At 67.3% G+C, this 19,324-nt stretch carries 21 protein-coding genes and 1 pseudogene; 10 read left to right on the top strand and 12 right to left on the bottom strand.

Going from position 1 to position 19,324, the window contains the following annotated elements:
* Positions 1-17 precede the first annotated feature (17 nt).
* From AB0K21_RS40135 to AB0K21_RS40120, 4 genes are all read right to left on the bottom strand, one after another.
* Positions 18-1,316, bottom strand: a complete 1,299-nt coding sequence (locus AB0K21_RS40135) for an amidohydrolase family protein (protein ID WP_343962413.1) — start codon at positions 1,314-1,316, stop codon at positions 18-20.
* 130 nt (positions 1,317-1,446) lie between these two features.
* Positions 1,447-1,953 carry a DoxX family protein gene (locus AB0K21_RS40130; protein WP_343962415.1) on the bottom strand — a complete coding sequence of 169 codons (507 nt, stop codon included), beginning with the start codon at positions 1,951-1,953 and terminating at the stop codon, positions 1,447-1,449.
* The gene (locus AB0K21_RS40125; RefSeq protein WP_343962417.1) at positions 1,953-2,279 is read right to left on the bottom strand and encodes a hypothetical protein; all 327 of its coding nucleotides are present in this window, start codon (positions 2,277-2,279) and stop codon (positions 1,953-1,955) included. The genes AB0K21_RS40130 and AB0K21_RS40125 overlap by 1 nt, the downstream gene beginning before the upstream one ends.
* Positions 2,280-2,337: 58 nt before the next feature.
* Entirely contained in the window at positions 2,338-3,837 is a 1,500-nt protein-coding gene (locus AB0K21_RS40120; protein WP_343962419.1) for a long-chain fatty acid--CoA ligase, read from the bottom strand.
* A 330-nt stretch (positions 3,838-4,167) separates the two neighbouring features.
* Here AB0K21_RS40120 and AB0K21_RS40115 point away from each other — a divergent pair, with 330 nt between their 5' ends.
* The 4 genes from AB0K21_RS40115 to AB0K21_RS40100 all read left to right on the top strand — a co-directional run bounded on the left by AB0K21_RS40115 (position 4,168) and on the right by AB0K21_RS40100 (position 8,024).
* Positions 4,168-5,328 carry a thiolase family protein gene (locus tag AB0K21_RS40115; protein WP_343962422.1) on the top strand — a complete coding sequence of 387 codons (1,161 nt, stop codon included), beginning with the start codon at positions 4,168-4,170 and terminating at the stop codon, positions 5,326-5,328.
* On the top strand, positions 5,325-5,750 hold the full coding sequence (locus AB0K21_RS40110; protein ID WP_343962424.1) for an OB-fold domain-containing protein: 426 nt from the start codon (positions 5,325-5,327) through the stop codon (positions 5,748-5,750). Before AB0K21_RS40115 ends, AB0K21_RS40110 begins: the two co-directional genes overlap by 4 nt.
* 223 nt (positions 5,751-5,973) lie before the next feature.
* Positions 5,974-7,434: an MFS transporter gene (locus AB0K21_RS40105; RefSeq protein WP_364157683.1), complete on the top strand. Its 1,461-nt coding sequence runs from the start codon at positions 5,974-5,976 to the stop codon at positions 7,432-7,434.
* 119 nt (positions 7,435-7,553) lie between these two features.
* Positions 7,554-8,024 carry a GNAT family N-acetyltransferase gene (locus AB0K21_RS40100; RefSeq protein ID WP_364157680.1) on the top strand — a complete coding sequence of 157 codons (471 nt, stop codon included), beginning with the start codon at positions 7,554-7,556 and terminating at the stop codon, positions 8,022-8,024.
* A gap of 86 nt (positions 8,025-8,110) precedes the next feature.
* On the opposite strand, the gene AB0K21_RS40095 is transcribed toward AB0K21_RS40100, so the two are convergent.
* Positions 8,111-9,121 carry a hypothetical protein gene (locus AB0K21_RS40095; RefSeq protein ID WP_364157677.1) on the bottom strand — a complete coding sequence of 337 codons (1,011 nt, stop codon included), beginning with the start codon at positions 9,119-9,121 and terminating at the stop codon, positions 8,111-8,113.
* A gap of 564 nt (positions 9,122-9,685) precedes the next feature.
* Between AB0K21_RS40095 and AB0K21_RS40090 the strand changes: the two genes are divergently transcribed.
* Both AB0K21_RS40090 and AB0K21_RS40085 read left to right on the top strand, forming a co-directional pair.
* Positions 9,686-10,051, top strand: a complete 366-nt coding sequence (locus tag AB0K21_RS40090) for a hypothetical protein (RefSeq protein ID WP_364157674.1) — start codon at positions 9,686-9,688, stop codon at positions 10,049-10,051.
* On the top strand, positions 10,051-11,877 hold the full coding sequence (locus tag AB0K21_RS40085; RefSeq protein ID WP_364157671.1) for a hypothetical protein: 1,827 nt from the start codon (positions 10,051-10,053) through the stop codon (positions 11,875-11,877). Before AB0K21_RS40090 ends, AB0K21_RS40085 begins: the two co-directional genes overlap by 1 nt.
* A gap of 125 nt (positions 11,878-12,002) precedes the next feature.
* Here AB0K21_RS40085 and AB0K21_RS40080 read toward each other — a convergent pair whose 3' ends face one another.
* Together AB0K21_RS40080 and AB0K21_RS40075 are read right to left on the bottom strand one after the other, a co-directional pair.
* Positions 12,003-12,935, bottom strand: coding sequence for an IS3 family transposase (locus tag AB0K21_RS40080; RefSeq protein WP_364157668.1), 933 nt, complete (start codon positions 12,933-12,935; stop codon positions 12,003-12,005).
* Positions 12,932-13,240 (bottom strand): transposase, encoded by a 309-nt coding sequence (locus AB0K21_RS40075; RefSeq protein WP_355575034.1) that lies wholly within the window; start codon positions 13,238-13,240, stop codon positions 12,932-12,934. The genes AB0K21_RS40080 and AB0K21_RS40075 overlap by 4 nt, the downstream gene beginning before the upstream one ends.
* A gap of 76 nt (positions 13,241-13,316) precedes the next feature.
* Here AB0K21_RS40075 and AB0K21_RS40070 point away from each other — a divergent pair, with 76 nt between their 5' ends.
* Positions 13,317-13,649, top strand: coding sequence for a hypothetical protein (locus AB0K21_RS40070; protein ID WP_364157664.1), 333 nt, complete (start codon positions 13,317-13,319; stop codon positions 13,647-13,649).
* A 42-nt stretch (positions 13,650-13,691) separates the two neighbouring features.
* On the opposite strand, the gene AB0K21_RS40065 is transcribed toward AB0K21_RS40070, so the two are convergent.
* A complete protein-coding gene (locus AB0K21_RS40065) occupies positions 13,692-15,149 on the bottom strand; it encodes a hypothetical protein (RefSeq protein WP_364157661.1) in 1,458 nt (485 codons plus the stop codon).
* A gap of 31 nt (positions 15,150-15,180) precedes the next feature.
* Positions 15,181-15,528 carry a hypothetical protein gene (locus tag AB0K21_RS40060; protein WP_364157658.1) on the bottom strand — a complete coding sequence of 116 codons (348 nt, stop codon included), beginning with the start codon at positions 15,526-15,528 and terminating at the stop codon, positions 15,181-15,183.
* 395 nt (positions 15,529-15,923) lie between these two features.
* Between AB0K21_RS40060 and AB0K21_RS40055 the strand changes: the two are divergent.
* Positions 15,924-16,247, top strand: a pseudogene (locus tag AB0K21_RS40055) (type ISP restriction/modification enzyme); the annotation flags it as partial.
* A 99-nt stretch (positions 16,248-16,346) separates the two neighbouring features.
* Here the strand turns inward: AB0K21_RS40055 and AB0K21_RS40050 are convergent.
* The 3 genes from AB0K21_RS40050 to AB0K21_RS40040 form a co-directional block, all read right to left on the bottom strand.
* Entirely contained in the window at positions 16,347-16,547 is a 201-nt protein-coding gene (locus tag AB0K21_RS40050) for a DUF397 domain-containing protein (RefSeq protein ID WP_364157655.1), read from the bottom strand.
* An 11-nt stretch (positions 16,548-16,558) separates the two neighbouring features.
* Complete coding sequence (locus tag AB0K21_RS40045; protein ID WP_364157652.1) at positions 16,559-17,401, bottom strand: helix-turn-helix transcriptional regulator; 843 nt, start codon at positions 17,399-17,401, stop codon at positions 16,559-16,561.
* Between the two features lie 185 nt (positions 17,402-17,586).
* The gene (locus tag AB0K21_RS40040) at positions 17,587-17,841 is read right to left on the bottom strand and encodes a winged helix-turn-helix domain-containing protein (protein WP_364157649.1); all 255 of its coding nucleotides are present in this window, start codon (positions 17,839-17,841) and stop codon (positions 17,587-17,589) included.
* A 172-nt stretch (positions 17,842-18,013) separates the two neighbouring features.
* On the opposite strand from AB0K21_RS40040, the gene AB0K21_RS40035 reads away from it, so the two are divergent.
* Positions 18,014-19,003: a hypothetical protein gene (locus AB0K21_RS40035; RefSeq protein ID WP_364157646.1), complete on the top strand. Its 990-nt coding sequence runs from the start codon at positions 18,014-18,016 to the stop codon at positions 19,001-19,003.
* Positions 19,000-19,320 carry a hypothetical protein gene (locus AB0K21_RS40030; RefSeq protein ID WP_364157643.1) on the top strand — a complete coding sequence of 107 codons (321 nt, stop codon included), beginning with the start codon at positions 19,000-19,002 and terminating at the stop codon, positions 19,318-19,320. Before AB0K21_RS40035 ends, AB0K21_RS40030 begins: the two co-directional genes overlap by 4 nt.
* Positions 19,321-19,324 lie beyond the last annotated feature (4 nt).

The raw sequence follows: 19,324 nt of genomic DNA, 5'->3' as shown, positions 1-19,324 counted from the left end.
CGGCCGATCAGTGGGGGTCAGGCGTCCTGGCGGGTGCGGGCCTGACCGAACCGGGTCATCCGGGCCCAGGCGTCGCGGTCGCGCTGGCTGGCCTCGCGGCCGACATGGGTGACCACGTCGACGTCGGTGGCCTGCGACCGGAGGTATCCGGCGGTCGCCTGCTCCCGGGGGATGTGCTTGAAGGGGTCGAAGGAGTAGGCCTTCATCGCGTTCTCATGGGTGATCTTGTTGATCACCGAGTCGGGCAGGTGGCCCATCGTCTCGATGACGTCCTCGGGCGCGAAGGGCCAGTTGCTGTCCGAGTGCGGGTAGTCCGACTCCCAGAACACGTGGTTCTCGTTGAAGTGGTCGATCAGTTGGGGGCCGACCTTGTCGGTGATGAAGCAGGTGTAGAGGTGCTTCTTGAACACGTCGGTCGGCCCGGTGTAGCCCTCGGGGAAGGTGGCGTTGGTCCAGCCGGAGTGGCGGTTGAGCACGTGCTCGGAGCGCCAGAGGAAGTAGGGGATCCAGCCGATGTCGCCCTCGGTGAGGGAGAACTTCAGGTTGGGGAACTTACCCCAGAACTCTGCCCAGATCAGCTCAAGCAGGGTGTACGTGCTCATCATCGACGAGATGGACATCGCCACGCTCGGCGGCGCGTCGGTGGAGATCATCGGCATCCGCGAGGACGAACCGACGTGGCAGCAGAGCACCGTGTTGTTGTCCGAGGCCGCCTTGAACAGCGGGTACCAGTAGTCGGTGTGGATGCTGGGCATGTTCAGCGCCTCGGGGTTCTCCGAGAACGTGACGGCGTGGCAGCCCTTGTCGGCCAGCCGCCTGATCTCCTTGGCCGCCTCCTCCACGTCGAACAGCGGCAGGATCCCGCACGGGATGAAACGGCCGGGGTGGGCGCCGCACCACTCGTCGACGTGCCAGTCGTTGTACGCCTTGATCATGATCAGGTTGAGGTCGCGGTCCGGGCCCTGGTTGAGCACCTGCCCGGAGAACCCGGTCCAGTTCGGGAAGTTCAGGCCCGCGAGCTGGCCGCCCGCGTTCATGTCCCGGACCCGCTCGTCGACGTTGAAGCAGCCCGGCCGCATCTCGTCGTAGCTGCTGGCGTCGATGTTGTACATCTCACGGGGCTTGCCGGCCACCGCGTTGAGGCCCATGTTCCGGCCGCGCAGGTCGCCGTAGTACCACTGCTGGACCCCGTCGTCCTCGATGATCACCTTGGGGGCCTGGTCCTTGTACCGCTGGGGGACATGGGCGTGGAACATGTCCGCGGGCTCGGCGATGTGGTCGTCGACGCTGATCAGGATCAGATCGTCCTTGTTCATTTCAACCTCCGTTGGCTGGTCCTGCCTGGCAGGACGGATGAGGGGACACGGCCTGGACGCTTTTTCCGGGTACGGGCCTTCGGACGCGGGCCGGGATCGATCGGGAGGCGTGGGCGGGACGGCCGAGGGCTCAGGCCCGGTCCCGTACCGGCCGCCACGTCGCGAGGAGCAGGACGGCCGCGCCACCCACGCCGACGAGAAGGGCGACCGCCAGCCCGGCCCATCCGTCGGCGAGGGCGTCGATTCCCAGCACCGCGTCGAGCGAGGCTCCGCCCGGACCGGCGAGGGCGACCGCGAGGCAGGTCACCGCGAGCAGCAGTACGTACTCGTAGCCGTCCTTGAACACGAAGAAGCCGTTGCGGGCGTGGGCGGCGAGCCCGGCGACGACCGCGACACCGACCAGCGCGCCCGCCGCCATCGGTGTCAGCAGTCCGATCGCGAGCGCCGTGCCCGCCGCGACCTCCACCGCGACCGACATGACGGCCTGCAGCTTGGGATGGCGCATGCCCAGGCCCGCGAACCAGCGGGCCGTTCCGGCGAGCTTCCCGCCGCCGAAGGCGTGGTTGAGACCGTGCACGATGAAGATCACTCCGACCGCGACACGGATGAGGAGGACGGCACCGTCCGTGGTCCCCATCAGTCGCTGGCCGGGAGTGGCTTGGCCTCTTTGAGGACGAGGTCGGTCTCGCCGTCCGACAGCGAGCCCGCACCGCCCACGGTCACCAGCACCTCGACGGCGTCGTCGCCGGGGTGGGTGTAGCGCTTGCCGAGCAGTGACCCGCGCATCCGCTCGGCGACCGGTGTCGTCTCCGCCGCGCCGGACGCGTCACGTCCGAGCATCGGGACGCCGCCGCAGCAGAGCGACAGCGGGCGCGTTCCCGGCCGGATGACGATGACCTCGGTGGCGCACACCTGGCTTTTCAGGCGCAGCCCGGCGCGGAGGCCGACGGCCTCGGTACTCATGATCGACTCCTTCGTTGAATGGTTGCCCGCGCGGCTCTCCGCGGGTTCGGGGAGTGGCTCAGCCCGCCACGGGAGGGCTGAGCCAGGCGACGAGATGGCGGCGGATGATCTTTCCCGTCGGCGTGTAGGGAAGCTCGTCGCGGAAGACGACCTCGTCGGGTGTCCGGGAACCGCGCAGCAGGCCGCGGACGTGCGCACGTAGCTCCGCGGCATCGGCTTTCGCGTCCTCGCGGCGGACGACGACCGCGACGAGCCGTTGACCCCACTCGTCGTCGGGCACGCCGACGACCGCGGCCTCCGCCACCGCCGGGTGGGTCAGCAGTGCGTCCTCCACCTCCGCGGGCGCGATGTTCTCTCCGCCCCGGATGACGGTGTCGTCGTTGCGGCCGCTCAGGAACAGGTAGCCGTCCTCGTCGAGGCGGGCGAGGTCGCGGGTGGGGAACCAGCCGTCGGCGTCCAGCACCGAGCCCGCTCCCCGGTACTCCCCGGACACCTGCTCGCCGCGGACCCACAGCTCACCGGTCGTCCCAGGGCCGAGGACCGATCCGTCGTCCGCCCGGATCTGCGTCTCGATGCCGGGCACGACCTGGCCGGCCGAGCCGAGCCTGGCCCGGACGACCGGGTCGTCGGACTCGATCGCCTTGCGGTGGTCCTCGGGTCCGAGCACGGCGATGGTGGAACTGGTCTCGGTCAGACCGTAGGCGTTGGCGAATCCGGTCTCCGGGAAGGCGCGCAGGGCCTGTTCGAGCACCGGCGGCGGCATGCGCGCGCCCCCGTAGGCGAGCGAGGCGAGTGCCGGGCAGTCCGCGTTCGCTCCGCCGAGGTGCTCGACGACGCGCGCCAGCATGGTGGGCACGACCATCGCGCCGGTCACCCCCTCCGAGCGCACGAGCTCCAGCCAGCGGGCGGGGTCGAAGTCCGGCAGGTAGACCATCCTGCGGCCCGCGTAGACGTTGGTCAGGGCCGAGCCGATCCCGGCCACGTGGTACGGCGGAACGCTGACCAGGGCGCAGTCGCGCTCTTCCGCCGACGCGAACTCCACGGTGCCCAGGACGTAGGAGAGCAGGTGGGAGTGGCGCAGCACGACGCACTTGGGATCGGCGGTGGTGCCGCTGGTGAACAGCAGGACCGCGGCGGAGCCGGGATCGGCCTCGGGGCCGGGCACCGGCTCGGTCCGCCTGGCGGCGGACAGCCACTCCTCGGCCGCGATGACGCGGTGACCGGTACTCCTGGCGATCTCGACGTACCGGGAGTCCGCGACGACCACCGGTGCGTCCAGCCGATCGAGCAGGCCGCGCAGCACATCGCGAGGCAGCCGATAGTTCAGCGGGGCCAGCGGGAGTCCGGCGGCGGCACCGGCGAACAGCAGGGTGGGCAGCAGCGGTGAGTTCTGGCCGATGAAGGCGACCGAACCCGCGGCGTCCTCCCGGAGCAGGGTGGCCCCGGCGTTCGCGTCCCGCTCAAGGCCGGAGAAGGTGATGCCGTCCGCTCTGCGCCCGAGGGCGACGCGGTCCGCGAAAGCGGCCGCCGCCATGGAGAGAAGCATGGAGATGCTCACAGGGCCTCCGTGGTCCGTGGCGAATTGCGACCAGTACAACTCGGACCTTTAGTCCTGTCAACCCTGCATTTTGGAACCGTCCATCACCGAATAAATTAGGTTCACCTAAGTTGATCTTGCTTGCGATATGCCTGTTCTGTCGGGTTTTTCAGAGGGATGTATCGGACTATCGGTGCGAGATCGTGTGGAGTTTGCACAGTCCCGCCTATTGACGTAGTGAGAAACGGTGAATCTAATAGACCCAGAGTCTTGTGGTGCGGATCACTTCCTGAGGTGGTTGTACATGCGTGTGAGACAGCGAGTCGGAACCCTGCCGCGAAAGGCGGGCCGGTGAGCGCCGGCCGCGCGGTGATCGCCGGGGTGTACAACACCCCGCAGGCGCGACGCCTGGAGGACTGGACGACCCGGAAACTGATCGCGTCGGCCGCCCTGGGCGCCCTGCGCGACGCCGGGCTCACGCTCGCCGACGTCGACGGGGTGATCACGGAGGGAGATTCGTCCGCGCTCATCTACGACCTGCGACTCGGCCCCGCCTGGCAGGGGCGGGGATTCGGCCTCGACGCCGTCGTCGAGGCGGCCAACGCGATCGAGGGAGGTCAGGCCGACGTCGTCCTCATCGTCGCGGCCGCGGCCGGCGTGTACGTCGACCGGGACGCGACCGCGCCGTGGACCCGGCCGGAGAACGAGTTCGTGGCGCCCTGGGGACTCTTCACCGCCGCGGAGTTCGCCCTGATCGCCCGGCGGCACATGACGACCTACGGGACGACCCCCGAGCAGCTGGCCACGGTCGCCGCGACCATCCGCAACAACGGGCACCAGAACCCCGAGGCGGTGTACTTCGGACGTGGCCCGTTCAAGCCCGAGGACATCCTCGCCTCCCGGATGATCGCCGACCCGTTCCACCTGCTGGACTGCTCGATGACCTCCGAGGGCGGGTGCGCGCTGGTCCTGGTCGCCGCCGACCGGCTGGCCGACATCCCCGGCAAGCCCGTCCACGTGCTGGGCGGCGGCGCGGACTACTACGGCCCCGCCTACCAGTTCCCGCCCAGCTGGGACCTGGCCGGCCGTCGCGGCGGCCCGGTCAACGGCCGGATCGGCGGGCGGGCGGCGGACCGGGCGTTCCGGCACGCCGGCCTGGAACGTTCCGACGTCGACGTCCTCGAACTATACGACCCGTTCTCGTTCGAGATCATCCGCCAGCTGGAGGCGTTCGGCTTCTGCGAGCCGGGCGAGGGCGGTCCGTTCGTCGAGGACGGGCACATCGCCGTCACCGGCAGCCACCCGGTCACCACGGACGGCGGAACGATGTCGTTCAGCCACGCGGGCGGGTCACCGCAGATGTTCCAGCGCGTCATCCGCGGCGTCCAGCAACTTCGCGGCGAGGCGGGACCGCTGCAGGTACCCGGCGCCGAGGTGGCGCTGTGCAGCGGCGCCGGAGCCGGAGCCCTGTTCAACTCGGTCGTTCTGCTCGGCACGGAGGCGTCGTCATGAGCACACCCCTGGCTCCCCAGCACGGTGAGTTGCCGCACGCCGAGCCCACCGAGCTGAGCGCCCCGTTCTGGAACCGCTGCGCGGAGGGAACGCTGACCTTCCAGCGCTGCGCGGCCTGCCGGTCGATCAACTTCCCGCCGGTCGAGGTCTGCCGCGAGTGCCTGGACACCGACCTCGGCTGGGAGGAGAGCTCGGGCCGCGGCACCCTCTACAGCTGGACGGTCGTGCACCGGCCGGTCACCGCCGCCTTCACCCCGCCCTACGCGCCCGCCATCGTCGACCTGGACGAGGGCTACCAGATGGTCACGGACCTGATCGGAATCGCGCCCGAGGAGATCACCGCCGGGATGCCGGTCGAGGTCGACTTCCACGAGGTGAGCCCCGGACTGCACCTGCCCTACTTCCGGCCGCGCTCCGGCTAGCCCCTGCCGCGCGAGCCTCGCGACAGGGCCCCGTCGGCCTCCCTCCGACAGGCGTCCGTGCCTGTCCTCCTCCCTATGGCATCGCGTACCGGCGTGCATGAACGGCCGTACGCGACGTGAGCCGGAACGCCCCGCTCCGCCGAGCGCCGGCGTTCCCGTTCACCTTCGTCTCCGCACTTCCCACCCCCCGCCGCAGTGCTCCCGGATGCGAGGAGAAACCAGAATGTCATCACCCTCCGGTACGTCAGCCGCCAACCTGCCACCTCGGTCGATTCCGGTCGTCATCGCGGTGCTGCTCATCGCCGAGATCGTCAGCGCCTTCGAGACGACCATGGTCTACAACGCCCTGCCCCGGTTCATCACGGCGTTCCAGAGCAACGCCGCGGATGTCAGCTGGAGCGTGACGGCCTTCCTTCTCGTCGCGGCCGCGTCCGCCGCGCTGTGCGGTCGTCTCGGTGACGTCTACGGGCGGCGGAAGCTCCTGATCATCGTGCTGCTGCTCTCGGCGGTGGGTTCGCTGATCAGTCTCTCCACCGGCACGCTGACCGGCGTGATCGTCGGCCGGGCGATCCAGGGAGCCGCCGGGGCGATCCTGCCGCTCTGCTTCGGCCTCGCCCGCGAGATGCTGCCGGCCAAGCGGGTACCGGTCGCGGTCGCGGTCATCGCGGGCGCGGCGCTCATCGCCGGAGCGTCGGGCAACCTCGTCTCCGGCCTGCTGCTCGACCTGGCGGACTGGCACCTCATCTTCGTCTTCGCCGCCGCCCTGGCGCTCGTCGCCGCCGCGGCCTGCCTGGCCCTGCGACCCTCGACCGTCGTCGCGCGAGTACAGAAGATCGACTATGTGGGCGGTGTGCTCTTCGCCCCCGCCATCGCGTTGGTGCTGTTCGGGGTCACCCAGTCCCGTAGCTGGAGCTGGGGAGACGCCAGGACGCTTGGTTTCATCCTGGTCGGGCTGGCGATACTCGCGGTCTGGGCGTGGTGGGAGCTCAGGGTCGACGACCCGATGATCAATATCCGGCTGTTCTTCCAGCACAAGCTCGCCCTAACGATGCTCGCCACCGCGGTCCTCGCGCTCGGTCCGCTCGGTATCAGCGGATTCCTCTTCCCCCTGATGATGCAGACGCCGGAGACGGCACCGGTGGGTCTCGGGCTGAGCCCGAGCGTCGCGGGGATGCTGGCCTTCTCCACCTCCATCATCGGCTTCGTGCTCACCCCGGTCAGCGGGCGCGTCTCGGCGGCCGCGGGGGCCCGGCTCTCACTGATGATCGGCGCGGCCGTCGGCGTGGCGGGCGTCGTGATGCTCGCGGTGCTGCACAAGAGCGTCGTCGGCCTGGTCGCGAGCACCCTCGTCCTCGGCATCTCGACGGCGTTCGTCTACACCGCGCTGCCCAACCTGGTGGTCGAGGCGGTCCCTGCGGAGAACACCAGCGAGGCGACCGGCGTCAACGTCGTCACCCGCACCGCCTTCCAGGGCGTCGCCACCTCGGTCGGGGCCGTGCTGCTCGCCTCCGCCACCGTGCCGGGGACCACGTTCGGAACCGAGGCGGCCTACTTCAAGGTGTTCGCCCTGATGGGGGTCTGCTGCCTGATCACCTTCGTGATCGGCATGGTCATCAAGCCCGGACGGGAGACGGCACGGTCCGCGACACCCGAGGTCGCGACCCCCGTGGCGGCGCACGACTGACCGCCGGCACTGGGCCGGGGGCCCGGGACGACGACGTCCCGGGCCCCCGACCCGGTGGGGCGGTCGCCCAGGTCTTTCGGCGCCGGAATTGTCGTACCCCTGTGCCACACTCGCTCGGCATGAGCGGCGATGTGCGGTTGAGAGAAGTCGAAGAGGCCGATCTGGAGCTGTTCTTCGAGCATGAGCACGATCCCGAGACGGTCCGGCGGTCGAAGTTCGTCCCTCGGGATCGGGAGCGATTCATGACCCACTGGGCCAGCAGGGTCCTGGGAGATCCTACGGCCCTGGTGCGGACGGTCACCGTGGACGGGAAGGTGGCCGGCAATGTCGTGTCCTGGTGGGATGAGGAGAAGCGCTTCCTCGGGTACGTGTTCGGCCAGGAGTTCTGGGGCCGGGGCATCGGCACCCGGGCGGTGGCGCTCCACCTGCGACAGGAGCGGACCCGCCCGCTCTACGCCGACCCCTTCAGCGGGAACATCGGTTCGGTGCGAGTGCTGGAGAAATGCGGCTTCCGGCACGTCGAGAAGGTCCAGTACGGCGAGCACGAGCACCTCATGCTGGTACTGGACGCCTCCTCCACACCCGCCTGATTCCGGGCGCGTCCGCGCATGCGGAACCGGTGGATCATGACACCGCGCCCGCCCCTCTGGGCGGACGCGGCGGGAACGGGAGCCGTCTAAACGGTGGAGCGGATGGTGCCGGTCCAGAGGTTGGAGGCCTTCTGGTAGACCGTGAGCAACTCACGGTCGAAGTACGGTGAGACGCCGGTGTCGTACCGATCGTCGCCATCGGTGTCGGAAACGCTGACGGTGATGCCGTTGAGATAGCCGGTATGGGTGTCGTCCGTGTACTGGGTCAGCCACGAGGAACCGAGAGAGCCCTCACCGGTGAACGGGGAGTCCACCCCGACAGGCCGGTCCGCGGGGAGGCCTGTGACCTTCATGGCGAACGTCGATCCGGTCGACCGTTCGAGGGTCTCGCCCGGGTAGGGCCGACTGCCGTCGGGGTTGGGGCCGGCGGGGTAGCCGAAGACGTCGACCGTGGGCGCGAGCGGCTGGTTGAACGCGACCCCCTGGCCGCCGACGCTGTCGGCCAGCTTCCCGGTATCGGTCAGTACGTCCGGAGAGGAGAGGACGACACCGTTGTACACGTTGACGAAGGCCAGGTCGCGGTCGTAGTCCCGGATGTCGTCGAAGTCATAGTGAACGAGGCCCTGCTTCCCGACGTACAGGCCGAACGGGGTCGTGCCCTCGGAGTAGTCGGGGACGAAGACCCACTTGGCGAGCGGGCCGGCCGGGGCCTCGACGTCCAACAGGCAGTGACCTGCCGTCGCCACGAGGTTCCGGTATTTCGAGTACACGGACGTGCCGGTGCACCAGTGCGGCTGGAGGTCGCTGCCGATGAAGAACACCTTGCCCGAGGTCGCGGGCGTCCCCCATGTCGGTATGGTCGACTCCTCCACTGGCGGGATGGAGATCGGGGGGCCGTCCGGGACGATGTCCGTGGACAGGCGTTCCCCGGCGACCGTGGTCTGCACGGCGTACGGTGTGGCGTTCTTCAGGTTGGCGGCCCCGTCGGCGAGCCAGAAGCTCGCGACCTGCTGAGCCGTCGTCACCGTGGGAGCCAACGGGACCGTCAGCACACTCGCGGCCTGTGCCGGCCCGGTGACGACAGTGGAACCCAACACGCTCAAGCCGATACCCAACGCGATCAGTGAACGCCTCAAGGGCGATCTCCCGTCCAGTCGTGGGGCGCCTTCGCACCCCGTCAGCGTGGAGAGCCGGCCGATCGACCCGGCCGGCGAACAGCAAGATCGTAACCTCGACCGGAGCTCTGGTCCAGAAGTTTTGGATCACATGTTCGATGCATCGGATATGTGTTCGACCGAAAGTTCGAGAGACGGGGCATCGGCATCTGGGTGGGCGCTCCACCTTCGGCAGGAGCGGACCCGCCCTACGCCGACCCCTTCGGCGGGACATCGGCTCGGTGCGAGTGCTGGAGAAATGCGGCTTCCGGCACGTCGAGACGGCCCGGTACGGCGAGCACGAGCACCTCATGCTCGTACTGGACGAGTCCTCCTCACCCATCTGATCCCGGGCACGTCCGCGCATGCGGAACCGGTAGACCATGGACCCTCTGGGCGGGCGCGACAGGAACAGGGTCCCCGGACGGCACGGCACCTCCGATGTGTGATCTGGCGTCATTTTCCAAACACGTTTTGTGATCTTCCTGGATGATCGATGATGTCGGTATGCGCGGACGTGTGCTGGTTTGGGCTGGGGCGGGCATCGCGGTGGCGGCACTGGCGGGGCTGGGGGTCTACCTGTCCCGGGTGAAGCTGGATGAGGCGGACAAGCTGGCCAGCGTGATCGGGTTGTTCGTCGCCGTGGCCGGGCTCGGGGTGGCGGTGTACGGCGTGGTCGCCGGTCGCAAAGACAGCGGCGGCGGAACAGCCGAGCCGGACAGGCCGGGCGTATCGGCCTCGGGCGAGCGGCCGGTCGACGGCGGTGGGATCGTCTCCACCGGGGACGGGGCGCGCAACATTCAGATGAGGGCGGAGGCCTCCGGGTCAGGGCGGGTGTACCAGGCCGGTGGCGACCAGACCGTCAACGAGTGATGAGCCCGGGACGTCGGCCGGGCGAGACGGTCCAGCACGCCCAGGCCACGGGGCTGTCACGCATCTATCAGGCCGCCGGGGACATGATCGTGTACGAGGGCGGCGAGCCCTACCGATGGGCGGCCTGGCCCGAGCCACCACCGGGAACGCCGGGACGGGAGACGCGGACCCAGCCCAGTGAGCTGCTGCGGGCGGCCAACGCGTTGATCGACTTCACCGGCCGCCACGACCTGCTGGCCGACCTGCGCCGCTGGCGGGAGGATCCCGTACGGGAGGGGGTGGCGGTCCATCTGATCCACGGTCCCGGCGGGCAGGGCAAGACCCGCCTGGCCGACCACCTCGCGCGGATGTGGCAGCGGGAGGGGTGGGTGGTGCTGGCCGCCCATCACCGGCGCGACCGCTCCGCCCCGCAGGAGTTTCAGGTTCCCGATCTCGGCGGGGCGGCCGGGGTGCTGGTGGTGGTCGATTACGCCGAACGGTGGGACACCGCCGATCTGCTGTCGTTACTGGCCGACACCCGTATCCGCGCCGGACTTCCAGTACGGGTGCTGCTGCTGGCCCGTCCGGCCGGCACCTGGTGGCAGAGCCTGGAGGGCCGCATCCAGCGTGATCTGCGCCTGACGCCCACTCGGGAGGAGCTCAAGCCGTTGGAGCGGGAGGCGGGCATCACCCGCGCCGGGCTGTTCACCGCGGCCCGCGACCGTTTCGCCGAGCTGCTGGAGATACCGGCCGCCGCCACCCTGGCGCCACCCCCGGAGCTGGAGCGGCATGAGGCCCACCGTCTGGTGCTGAGCGTGCACATGGCCGCACTGGCCGCCGTCTTGGCCTGTGACCATGGCGATATTGCGCCCGCCGACCCGGTGCAGGTCTCGGAGTTGCTGCTGGCCCGCGAGCGGGACCACTGGGAGGCGATGTGCGCTCCGACCCGGGACAGGCCCCTGAGGATCTCACCGGACGCGATGGGGCAGGTCGTCTACACCGCCACGGTGACCGGCCGACTCGACTACGAGCAGGCCGGCGCCGCCGTGGAACGCGTCGGCATCGAGTCCCGGGAACATCCCGGCCAGCTCCTGAAAGATCACGCCGTCTGCTACCCGCCCGCCGGGCCGGATGGGGACTTTGAAGACCGGCGCACGCTCACCGCGCTGGAGCCGTTGTATCCCGACCGGCTGGGCGAGGACTTCATCGCCCTGTCCACCCCCGGCCATCCCCACGCTTTCCCGGCCGACCCCTGGGCCGAGAACGCTCCGGCCCGTCTGCTGGCCCCGCCCGGCGACACCGTTGATGCCAGCGTGCCGATATGGGCTCGCCACGGGCTGATCACGTTGATCGAGGCCGCCCGCCGATGGCCGGACCTGGCTGAGACGCAGGTGTATCCGCTGCTGGCCGCCCACCCCCAGTTGGCCCTGCACATGGGTGGTGCCGCGCTGGCCACCCTGGCCGCCCTGCCGGGGATCGATCCGGTGCTGCTGGAGAGGATCGAATCGGTGTTGCCCGCGCACCGGCACATCGATCTGGACGTCGGGATCGCCGCGGTGGCCGCCCGGCTGGCCGAGCATCGGCTGGCCGTGGCCGCCGATCCCGCCGACCGCGCTCGTATCCACGATGCGCTGGCGGTTCGCCTGTCCTACGCCGGTCTGCACACACGCGCCTTGGCCGAAGGCCACCAGGCCGTCCAGATCCGGCACCGGCTCGTCGAGGCCAACCGGGACGCCTACCTGCCCGGTCTGGCGATGTCGTTGAGCAACCACGCCGTCTGGCTGGCGGGGATAGGGCGGCGGGTTGAGGCGGTGCAGGTTGGTAAGGAGGCAGTCCTTCTGTGCTAGGGGTTGGCTGATCTCAATCGCGATGCGCACTTGCCTGACCTGGCCGGTTCGTTGAACAACCATGCTCTGCGGCTGGTGGAGATCGGGCGGCGGGTTGAGGTTCCCCCGGTTTCCCGGAGTGTTTCCTATGTGGTTTCGGTCAGCTCGGCGTGGCTGCTGACAGTGTCGGGTAGATCGTGTTGTCGGGCGTACCAGGCGGCCTCGTACTCGTCCGGGGAGAGTCCGCCCAGCCCTTTCTGGATGCGGCGGGGGTTGTACCACCCGTCGATGTAACGGAACAGGGCCGTGTCGGCTTCCTCTCGGGTGGCCCAGGTGGTGCGGTAGACCAGCTCCACCTTGATCGTTGACCAGAGGTTCTCGGCCAGGGCGTTGTCGAAGCTGTCGCCGACGCTGCCGGTCGAGGGGGCGATGCCCGCATCGGCCAGCCGCTGGGTGAAGCGAATCGCCGTATATTGACAGCCCTTATCGGAGTGGTGAATGAGCTGCCCGGTGCGCACGTCGCGGCTCCACAGGGCGAACTCCAGCGCGCCCAGCACCACCTCTGTGTCGGCCCGGTCGGAGGTCTTCCAGCCCACGACCCGGTTGGAGAAGGCGTCGCGGACCGAGGCCAGCCACAGCACGCCCTGGCCGGTGAGGATCCTTGTCAGGTCGGCGACCCACAGCCGGTTTGGCGCGGACGCGGAGAAGTCGCGGCAGACCAGGTCCGGCGCCGCCTGATGACGCGGGTCCTGGCGGGTGGAGCCGGTCGTGAAGCCCTTGCGCATGAAGGCGCCCTGCAGCCCGGCCTGGCGCATGAGGCGCTCGACCCGCTTGCGGGAGACGCGGACGCCGCGTCGGCGCAGCTCCAAGTGGATGCGTGGTGAGCCGTAGGTGCCGGCGAACTCGTGACCGGCCCGGATCTTAACGATCTCCTCCAGCAGCAAGGCATCGGCCACCGCTCGTGCGCTGGGCCGGGCGACGCGCTCACGCCATCCGTAGTAGGTGGAGACGGGCACGCCCAGGACCCGCAGGATGAGTTCGATCGCGGCAAGGCCAGGGTGGGTGTCGATGAACCTCATGACCGCCGCCGGGTCAGGTCGAACTCCTGGGCGAAATAAGCGCTGGCCGCCCGCAGGATCTCGTTGACGCGCCGCAGTTCGGCGTTCTCCTTGGCCAGCCGCCGGTTCTCCTCCAGCACCGCGGTGCTCGGCAGGTCGTCACGCTCGCCGTGATCGGCCTGGTCCTGCCGGATCCAGTTCCGCAGCGCCTCCCGGTGGATGCCCAGTTGGTCGGCCAGGTGCGCGATGACCGGCTTGGGCTCGGCCTGCCGATACAGCCTCATCGCGCGCTCGCGTAGCTCCAGCGGGTACTTTCGCTTCCCCATAATCGAGACCTTTCCCATGATCCGTGGACCATGATCCAAAGCCTCCGGAAAAACGGGGGAAGCTCAGGTTGAGGCGGTGCCGTTCAGCGAGGGGGCGGTCCTTCTGTGCAGGGAACTGGTCGATCTCAACCGTGATGCCTACCTGCCCAACTATGTCCAGAGTCTCGCGACCCGTGGGTATGTGCTGGTAGAAGGCCGTCTGTTTCGTGACGCGACCGCTCCGCTGGCCGAGGCGTTGCTGGCGTCGCTGGAGCTGCCCGAGTACGCCCAGAACATCATCGGGTTGATCGGCGAGCTGTTGCGTCGTGCCTATGCCGGGGACGCCGGCGTGGCCGAAGAGTTCCGCATTGTCACTGGCCAGGATTTCCCCGTCTTGTTGAAGGAACCACCTTCCGCCACCGAGAGCTGAGCGAAGGCGACGGCTTCCATAAAGATCGAGGCTAGGTCCAGGTTAGGTTTTTTGCGTCTCAATTTTAACGGGGCTAAAGTCTGGAGATCGCTCGTCTTGCGGGCGGAAGCTAGAATTTCGGATGCGTGCATTGATTAGCTTGAGCGACCCGGCGCAGGGGATGGACGACGAGATGGTTGCAGAAAACCTCAGCGTCTTTCCTGACAATTCCACAAGGGCGAGTACGGCCTTTTGGTTAAGTTTCATTTTGCGCTGCGCATGATCTGAATGAGCCACTCCGGTCCACGTCCATGTCAGAGTGGCGTCAGCCATGCACGGCTTGTCCGGCGTAAAGGCGATTTCGGCCCTAAGGTAACGCTTGCCGCGTTCGCTATCGTTGAAGACGATTCTGGGGTCATCCATGGCAGGGACAGTGAAATCTGAGGTGATGGGCGCACCGCTGGATAGACGATAGTCAAAAGCATTAATTTGGCCTTCCGTCTTCACGGCCCTCGGCCTTGCCCCGCCCGTCACCGATGAAAGGGTTAACTCGGCTGTGCTCCCTGAGGAAAGGGCCAAAACTATAAATGCTAAAACGATCACCAAGCCGGAGAATAATAAAATTACACCGTCCGCTTTGCCATTTAAATGCGACTCTTTCGTGTCGGTAGGGTGATGGGAATCCGTGGCGGCGGGTTCATCTTTTTCGGATTCCGTGTGAGCGGCGGCGACTTCGGGGGACGAAGGTGCTTGTGTGGCGGGCGAAGGATCCTGCGAGGGGAGGCTCGGGGGAGCCTCTGGAGGGATGGCGGCCGCGTTGCGGGCGAACACGATCCTGGTTGCCTGGCCGTTAGCTCGGCTCGTCGGCAACGGCTTGCCATTGCGGCCGAGAGCATCGTGGGTGGCGTGGTAGATCGAGTCCAAGGTCAGATCCGGGCCCTTGCCGGGGATCCCGGCCTCGATGACATCGGCCAGGTACTGGGTGAAGTAGGTCTGCGGCGTGGTGGTGGTGTCGGTGTCGTACCAGGCGGTGGCGAACTGCTCGGCGGCGGCCAACGTGTAGTCGCCGGCGCCGAGGGTGCGGTCCAATATGTTGTCGGAAGCGGCCAGAGAACCGTGGCGCCCGGCGGCCAGCCCCGCGTAGCAGCAGTCCAGGATCACGATCTTTGTTCGGGGTCGACCGCTTCTCAGGGCATCCCGCACTGCGCCGAAGGGAAGACTGGTGGTTTTGCGCCGGCTGGCTTCCGCGCGGGAGTCCACCAGCCCGAGACATAATTTGTCGTCGGGGTCGACCTGGCCGTGGCCGACGTAGTAGAACAGCGCGATGTCCTGGACGGGTTCAAAGAGTTCCACCAGCCGGTCGGGCAGATCCCCGGGTTGCCTGACGTCGGAGATCACCGAAATCCGGTCTGCGGGCCAGCCACACAGCGGGCCGGTGAGCACGGAGGTGAAACGGGCCAGGCTGTTGAGCGCAGCCTTCACGGGCGGCAGATGGGTGTAGGTGCCCACTCCGATCAGCACGGCTCGGGATTGGGAGAAGTCCCGTGGTGCATCAGCAGGCATCACGGAACTTGTCGATGATGGTCGGAATATCGTCGACGTTCGTGGCGCTCATCGTCATCTCTTTGCTCTCGGTCTTCAGGGTGAGCTCGATGTCAGAGCGGCGCGAGCGGATGAACTCCGGCAAGGTCTTGATCGCGACCGCCAGCGCCCCGCCGCCACCGAGAAGCATCAGCACATCGGCCGCGCCCTGCTCACCAGGCCCGGGTGTACCCGCCACCTGCTCGACCTGGATGCCGGCAACTCGTTCCAGCCAGCCGCGCAGCGACCGCAGCTGCGACGGGTCGGAGACCGTGATCTCAATGCTGGACCTTGCCTGGTTGCCTTCCGTGACAGGCATGTCTTCCCTTCTTACAAGATCCCGAATCCTGTAGATCGGATCTTTTCAGGAAACATCCCTTCTAGGAAGTAGATTGGCCCAATAAGCGCCATAAGGCCCGCTACGGGCAGACGAGACCGCTGCAAAGTCACTTCACGAAACGTACGCTAAGAAATAATCGGCTGCAGTCGGCGGTCGCTCGCGTATCCGTTGACGGGATTGGCATACGTTCCCGCGGCTGACGGCTACGCCCGCGAGCCGGCCGTGCTGCCGTCGCCACATTGAGCTTCTTGCCGGATCCACAGATCGTGTCGTCGGCCGCCGGAGCCGTGGTTACCTCACTGCGAACCAGACAACGCTGACCAGAACGCCTAGTCAAACGTCCGCTATCTGGCTAAAACGGCACCCCACCTCATGAGCTGTACCACGTCGAGAAGATGAAGATTCCTAAGAAGCAGGGACAGGCGGACCGCTCGACCATCGTCTACAACAGCCGAGTGACCCTCGCCAACGTCCCGGAAGAGGCGTACCGCTACCAGCTCGGCGCCCGCTCCGCGATTGAGTGAATCATCGACCGGTACCAGATAAAGGTCGACAAGGACTCCGGCATCATCAACGACCCCAACGACTGGTCCGACGACCCGCGCTACATCATCGACCTTCTCAAACGAATCGTGACCGTCAGCCTGGAAACCATGAAGATCGTGGACCAGCTCCCACCTTTGGAGATCCTGGAGTAGGGACCCACCACGGGTGGGCACCCACCGATCCTCGGCTCGCATCGCCGTGCGGCCAGACTGCTTCACAGCGGTTCTGGCCGCGCGGCACCCGTGGCCGGGTCAGATTTCTTCGCTGCGGATGTCCATCAGGAAGTTGTTCCAGGCGGTCGGGGAGAAGGTCAGCATCGGGCCGGATGGGTTCTTGCTGTCGCGTACGGCGATGAGGCCCGGAAGGTTCGTGGCTACTTCCACGCAGTCGTCTCCGTTTGGGCCGCTGTAGCTACTTTTGATCCAGATGAGGTCGGGATGGATGGATTCCATGATGCTCGCCTCTACTTCAGATGATCAACGAGTTTGGTGAGGTACGCGGCAGAAACCTCCGCGCTGAGTGCCGACGCACGCGCATGGTCGAATATGAGCGTATAACCACGTAACTCTTCTTTGGTCTCCAAGTACAGGTCGCTCATGGCCGTCTCCACGTAGACGATCGAGCCGTCTCCCTCTTTGAAGTCAAGAATCATGAACGAGCCCTCCATGGCGGCGTGTGCGCCGGCCGCATCAGGGAGAACTTGGATGGTGATGTGATCTCGCGCTGATAGTTCGATCACGTGCTCCAGCTGCCGCGCCATGATCTCTGGACTGCCGACCATCTTGCGCAACGCCGCCTCGTCGAGGATGACCCACAGGTTGGGCGGATTGTTCTGCCGGAGGATCTCTTGCCGGGCAAGGCGTGCCTCAACGCGCCGGGTAATGAGGGTTTCGTCCATGACCCGACCCCCTCGAAAGATGGCGGTCATGTAGTCCGGCACCTGCAACAGTCCGGGGATGGACAGCGCGTGGTAGGCGCGAATGTCAATGGCCGCTGCCTCGAACCCCGCGAGTGAACCCCTGAACACGTCGCTGTACTTCGACCACCAGCCCTTTTCGCGGGCCTGGCGGGCAAGAGTGAGCACAGCATCGTGCATGGCTTTGTCGGTAACGCCATAAAGATCCAGCAAGGCTCGGATATTCGCCAGATCAGGCCTTACCCATCTATTTCCCTCCATGTATGTCAATTTGCCCGGCGACCATGCCAGATGCCGAACGACCTCCTCGGCAGTGAGACCAGCTGCTTTGCGCAACTTGATGAGCGCGGCGCTGAGTTGCCGTCGGCGCACCGTAGGACTGCTCTTCACGCCGGACCCCCTCAATCAAGACTCAGAGAGAAAATAGTTTGAGGTAATAAACTTTGAGGCTTGCAAGTTGGCCGGGTCAAGGTTCAATATGGACCCACCACCCCATGACTCAGAGTGAGGACACCATGACAGTCGGAGGCCGATCCTCGCAACGGCTCCGCCTGTTCGAGGTGGTCGTGACGGACTCAGTCCTTCTCGTCGGCGGGTGTCCTCGCCGGGCTGACGAACGATCCGATCTGCGGGACGGTGTAGACCACCCCCTGTTCGCGGAGGTAGGCGACCACCTTCCTGGCCGTGCCCCGGGCGATGCCGAACTCCTGCACCATCTGCACTTCGGAAGGGATCAGGTGGCGCGGCAGGTACTGTCCGCGTTCGATCCTCTCGGTGAGGGTCTCGGCGACCTGGATCCATATCGGCCGATCGCGCTCGAACTCGATCATGCGAAGAAGATAGACGGCCATGCTCATAGGCACTCATGTGAGTACGAGCATGGACGAGCACATGTAGAGAAGAGCTGTAGAGGCTCGAAATCCGCCTCAAGGCACATAAGGCGGACCCGCCCGGTGCTGGAACACCGTGACGGGCCCTTGACCAGGAAGTGAGTCCTGATCCGTGAACAACCCTGGTGCTCCGGTTCTCGACCGGGCCACGATGAGTGGCTGCGGTTGTTTCGCCGAGGTGCCGCCGATGCCGATGGGGTGTGCCACCTGCGGGCATGCCCCCTACGCGCACAGCTGTCCCGAGCGGCCCGCCGATCATGAGTACGTCCAGCCCTCCGGTGACCTGTTGGACATCCGGTTGCGGGTCCGTCGTACCGGGGACCGTTCCCTGCCGTGCTTCGAGCTGCCCGCCCCCGCGGCCCCGGCCGGGGCGATCCCCGCTCAGCGGTCCGCCGAGGTGGCCGCGCCGGTGTCCGTTCAGCGGTGTGCCGAGTCGGCCCCGGCCGAGGGGATTCCGGCGATGTCCGAGCAGCGTCGTCCCGGGCGGAGTCCGGTCGTCGAACCGTCCGTACCGGCGTCGCCGTCTCGGCGGGTGCCCTGTCATCCGCGTCCGGCGACCAGGTCCGCTCTCACCAAGCCGCCCCGGCTGGGCTACCGGTGTCGCCTCGCGTCCCGCCCGAGGCGAAGAATCACCTGCGCACTGAACCGCCCGACGGTCATCCCGTCTTCGTACCGGTCGCCCGGCCGGTACGGCGAACCCCTCCAGATCCTTCCCCGCTTCATGAAGCAGGCCCGTCCACCGCTGGAAACGACCGGACGGGCCCTTGATCGGATCGAGGTCCAATCAGTGAGAGATGGTAGTTCCACCCACCCAGAGCCCACCAGCCCCGAAACCACGATCCCCGGCTGGCGGCTGATCCTCAGCGATGCCGGACGACTGTGGGCCAGCCGGGAGAAGCCCTTCTCCAAGGCCGCGCTTTATGCCGGGGCTGAGCGGACCGTCGACGCCGACAGCCTGGAGGCGCTGCGGGCCGAGACCGACCGGCAGGAGTCCTTCGCCCGCGAGGCGGAGGAGCAGGCGGTACGAGAACAGGAGACACGGGAGGCTCCCGCCTCGAAGGCACGGGAGACGCAGGAGCAGGCTGGGCAGGTGATTGCATGATCCGCCGCTGTCTGGCCGCCGCCCGGGGCCGTCACCGCGACGGCCACGCCGCCGCCCCGGTCCCGCAGTACACCTGGGACCACGAGGCCCGTGCCGAGGCCGCGATGCTGGAGATCACCTGGCCGGGATGGTCCGTGCTGTACGGCACCGGCAGCCGTCTCTTCCACGCCATCGCCACCTGGCCCACCCCGGAACCGCTGATCATCTGTGACCGGACCGCCGAGGGCCTGAAGACGCAGATGCGCGAGGCCGAGACGACCGCGCTCCTGCACCGCTGGGCGCTCACCTCCGGCTCGGCCAGTATCGGCCACTTCTGAACGG

This window comes from Streptosporangium sp. NPDC049248 (assembly GCF_040678965.1).
Taxonomy (GTDB): domain Bacteria; phylum Actinomycetota; class Actinomycetes; order Streptosporangiales; family Streptosporangiaceae; genus Streptosporangium; species Streptosporangium fukuiense.
This window is presented reverse-complemented; position numbering and strand designations above follow the sequence as displayed.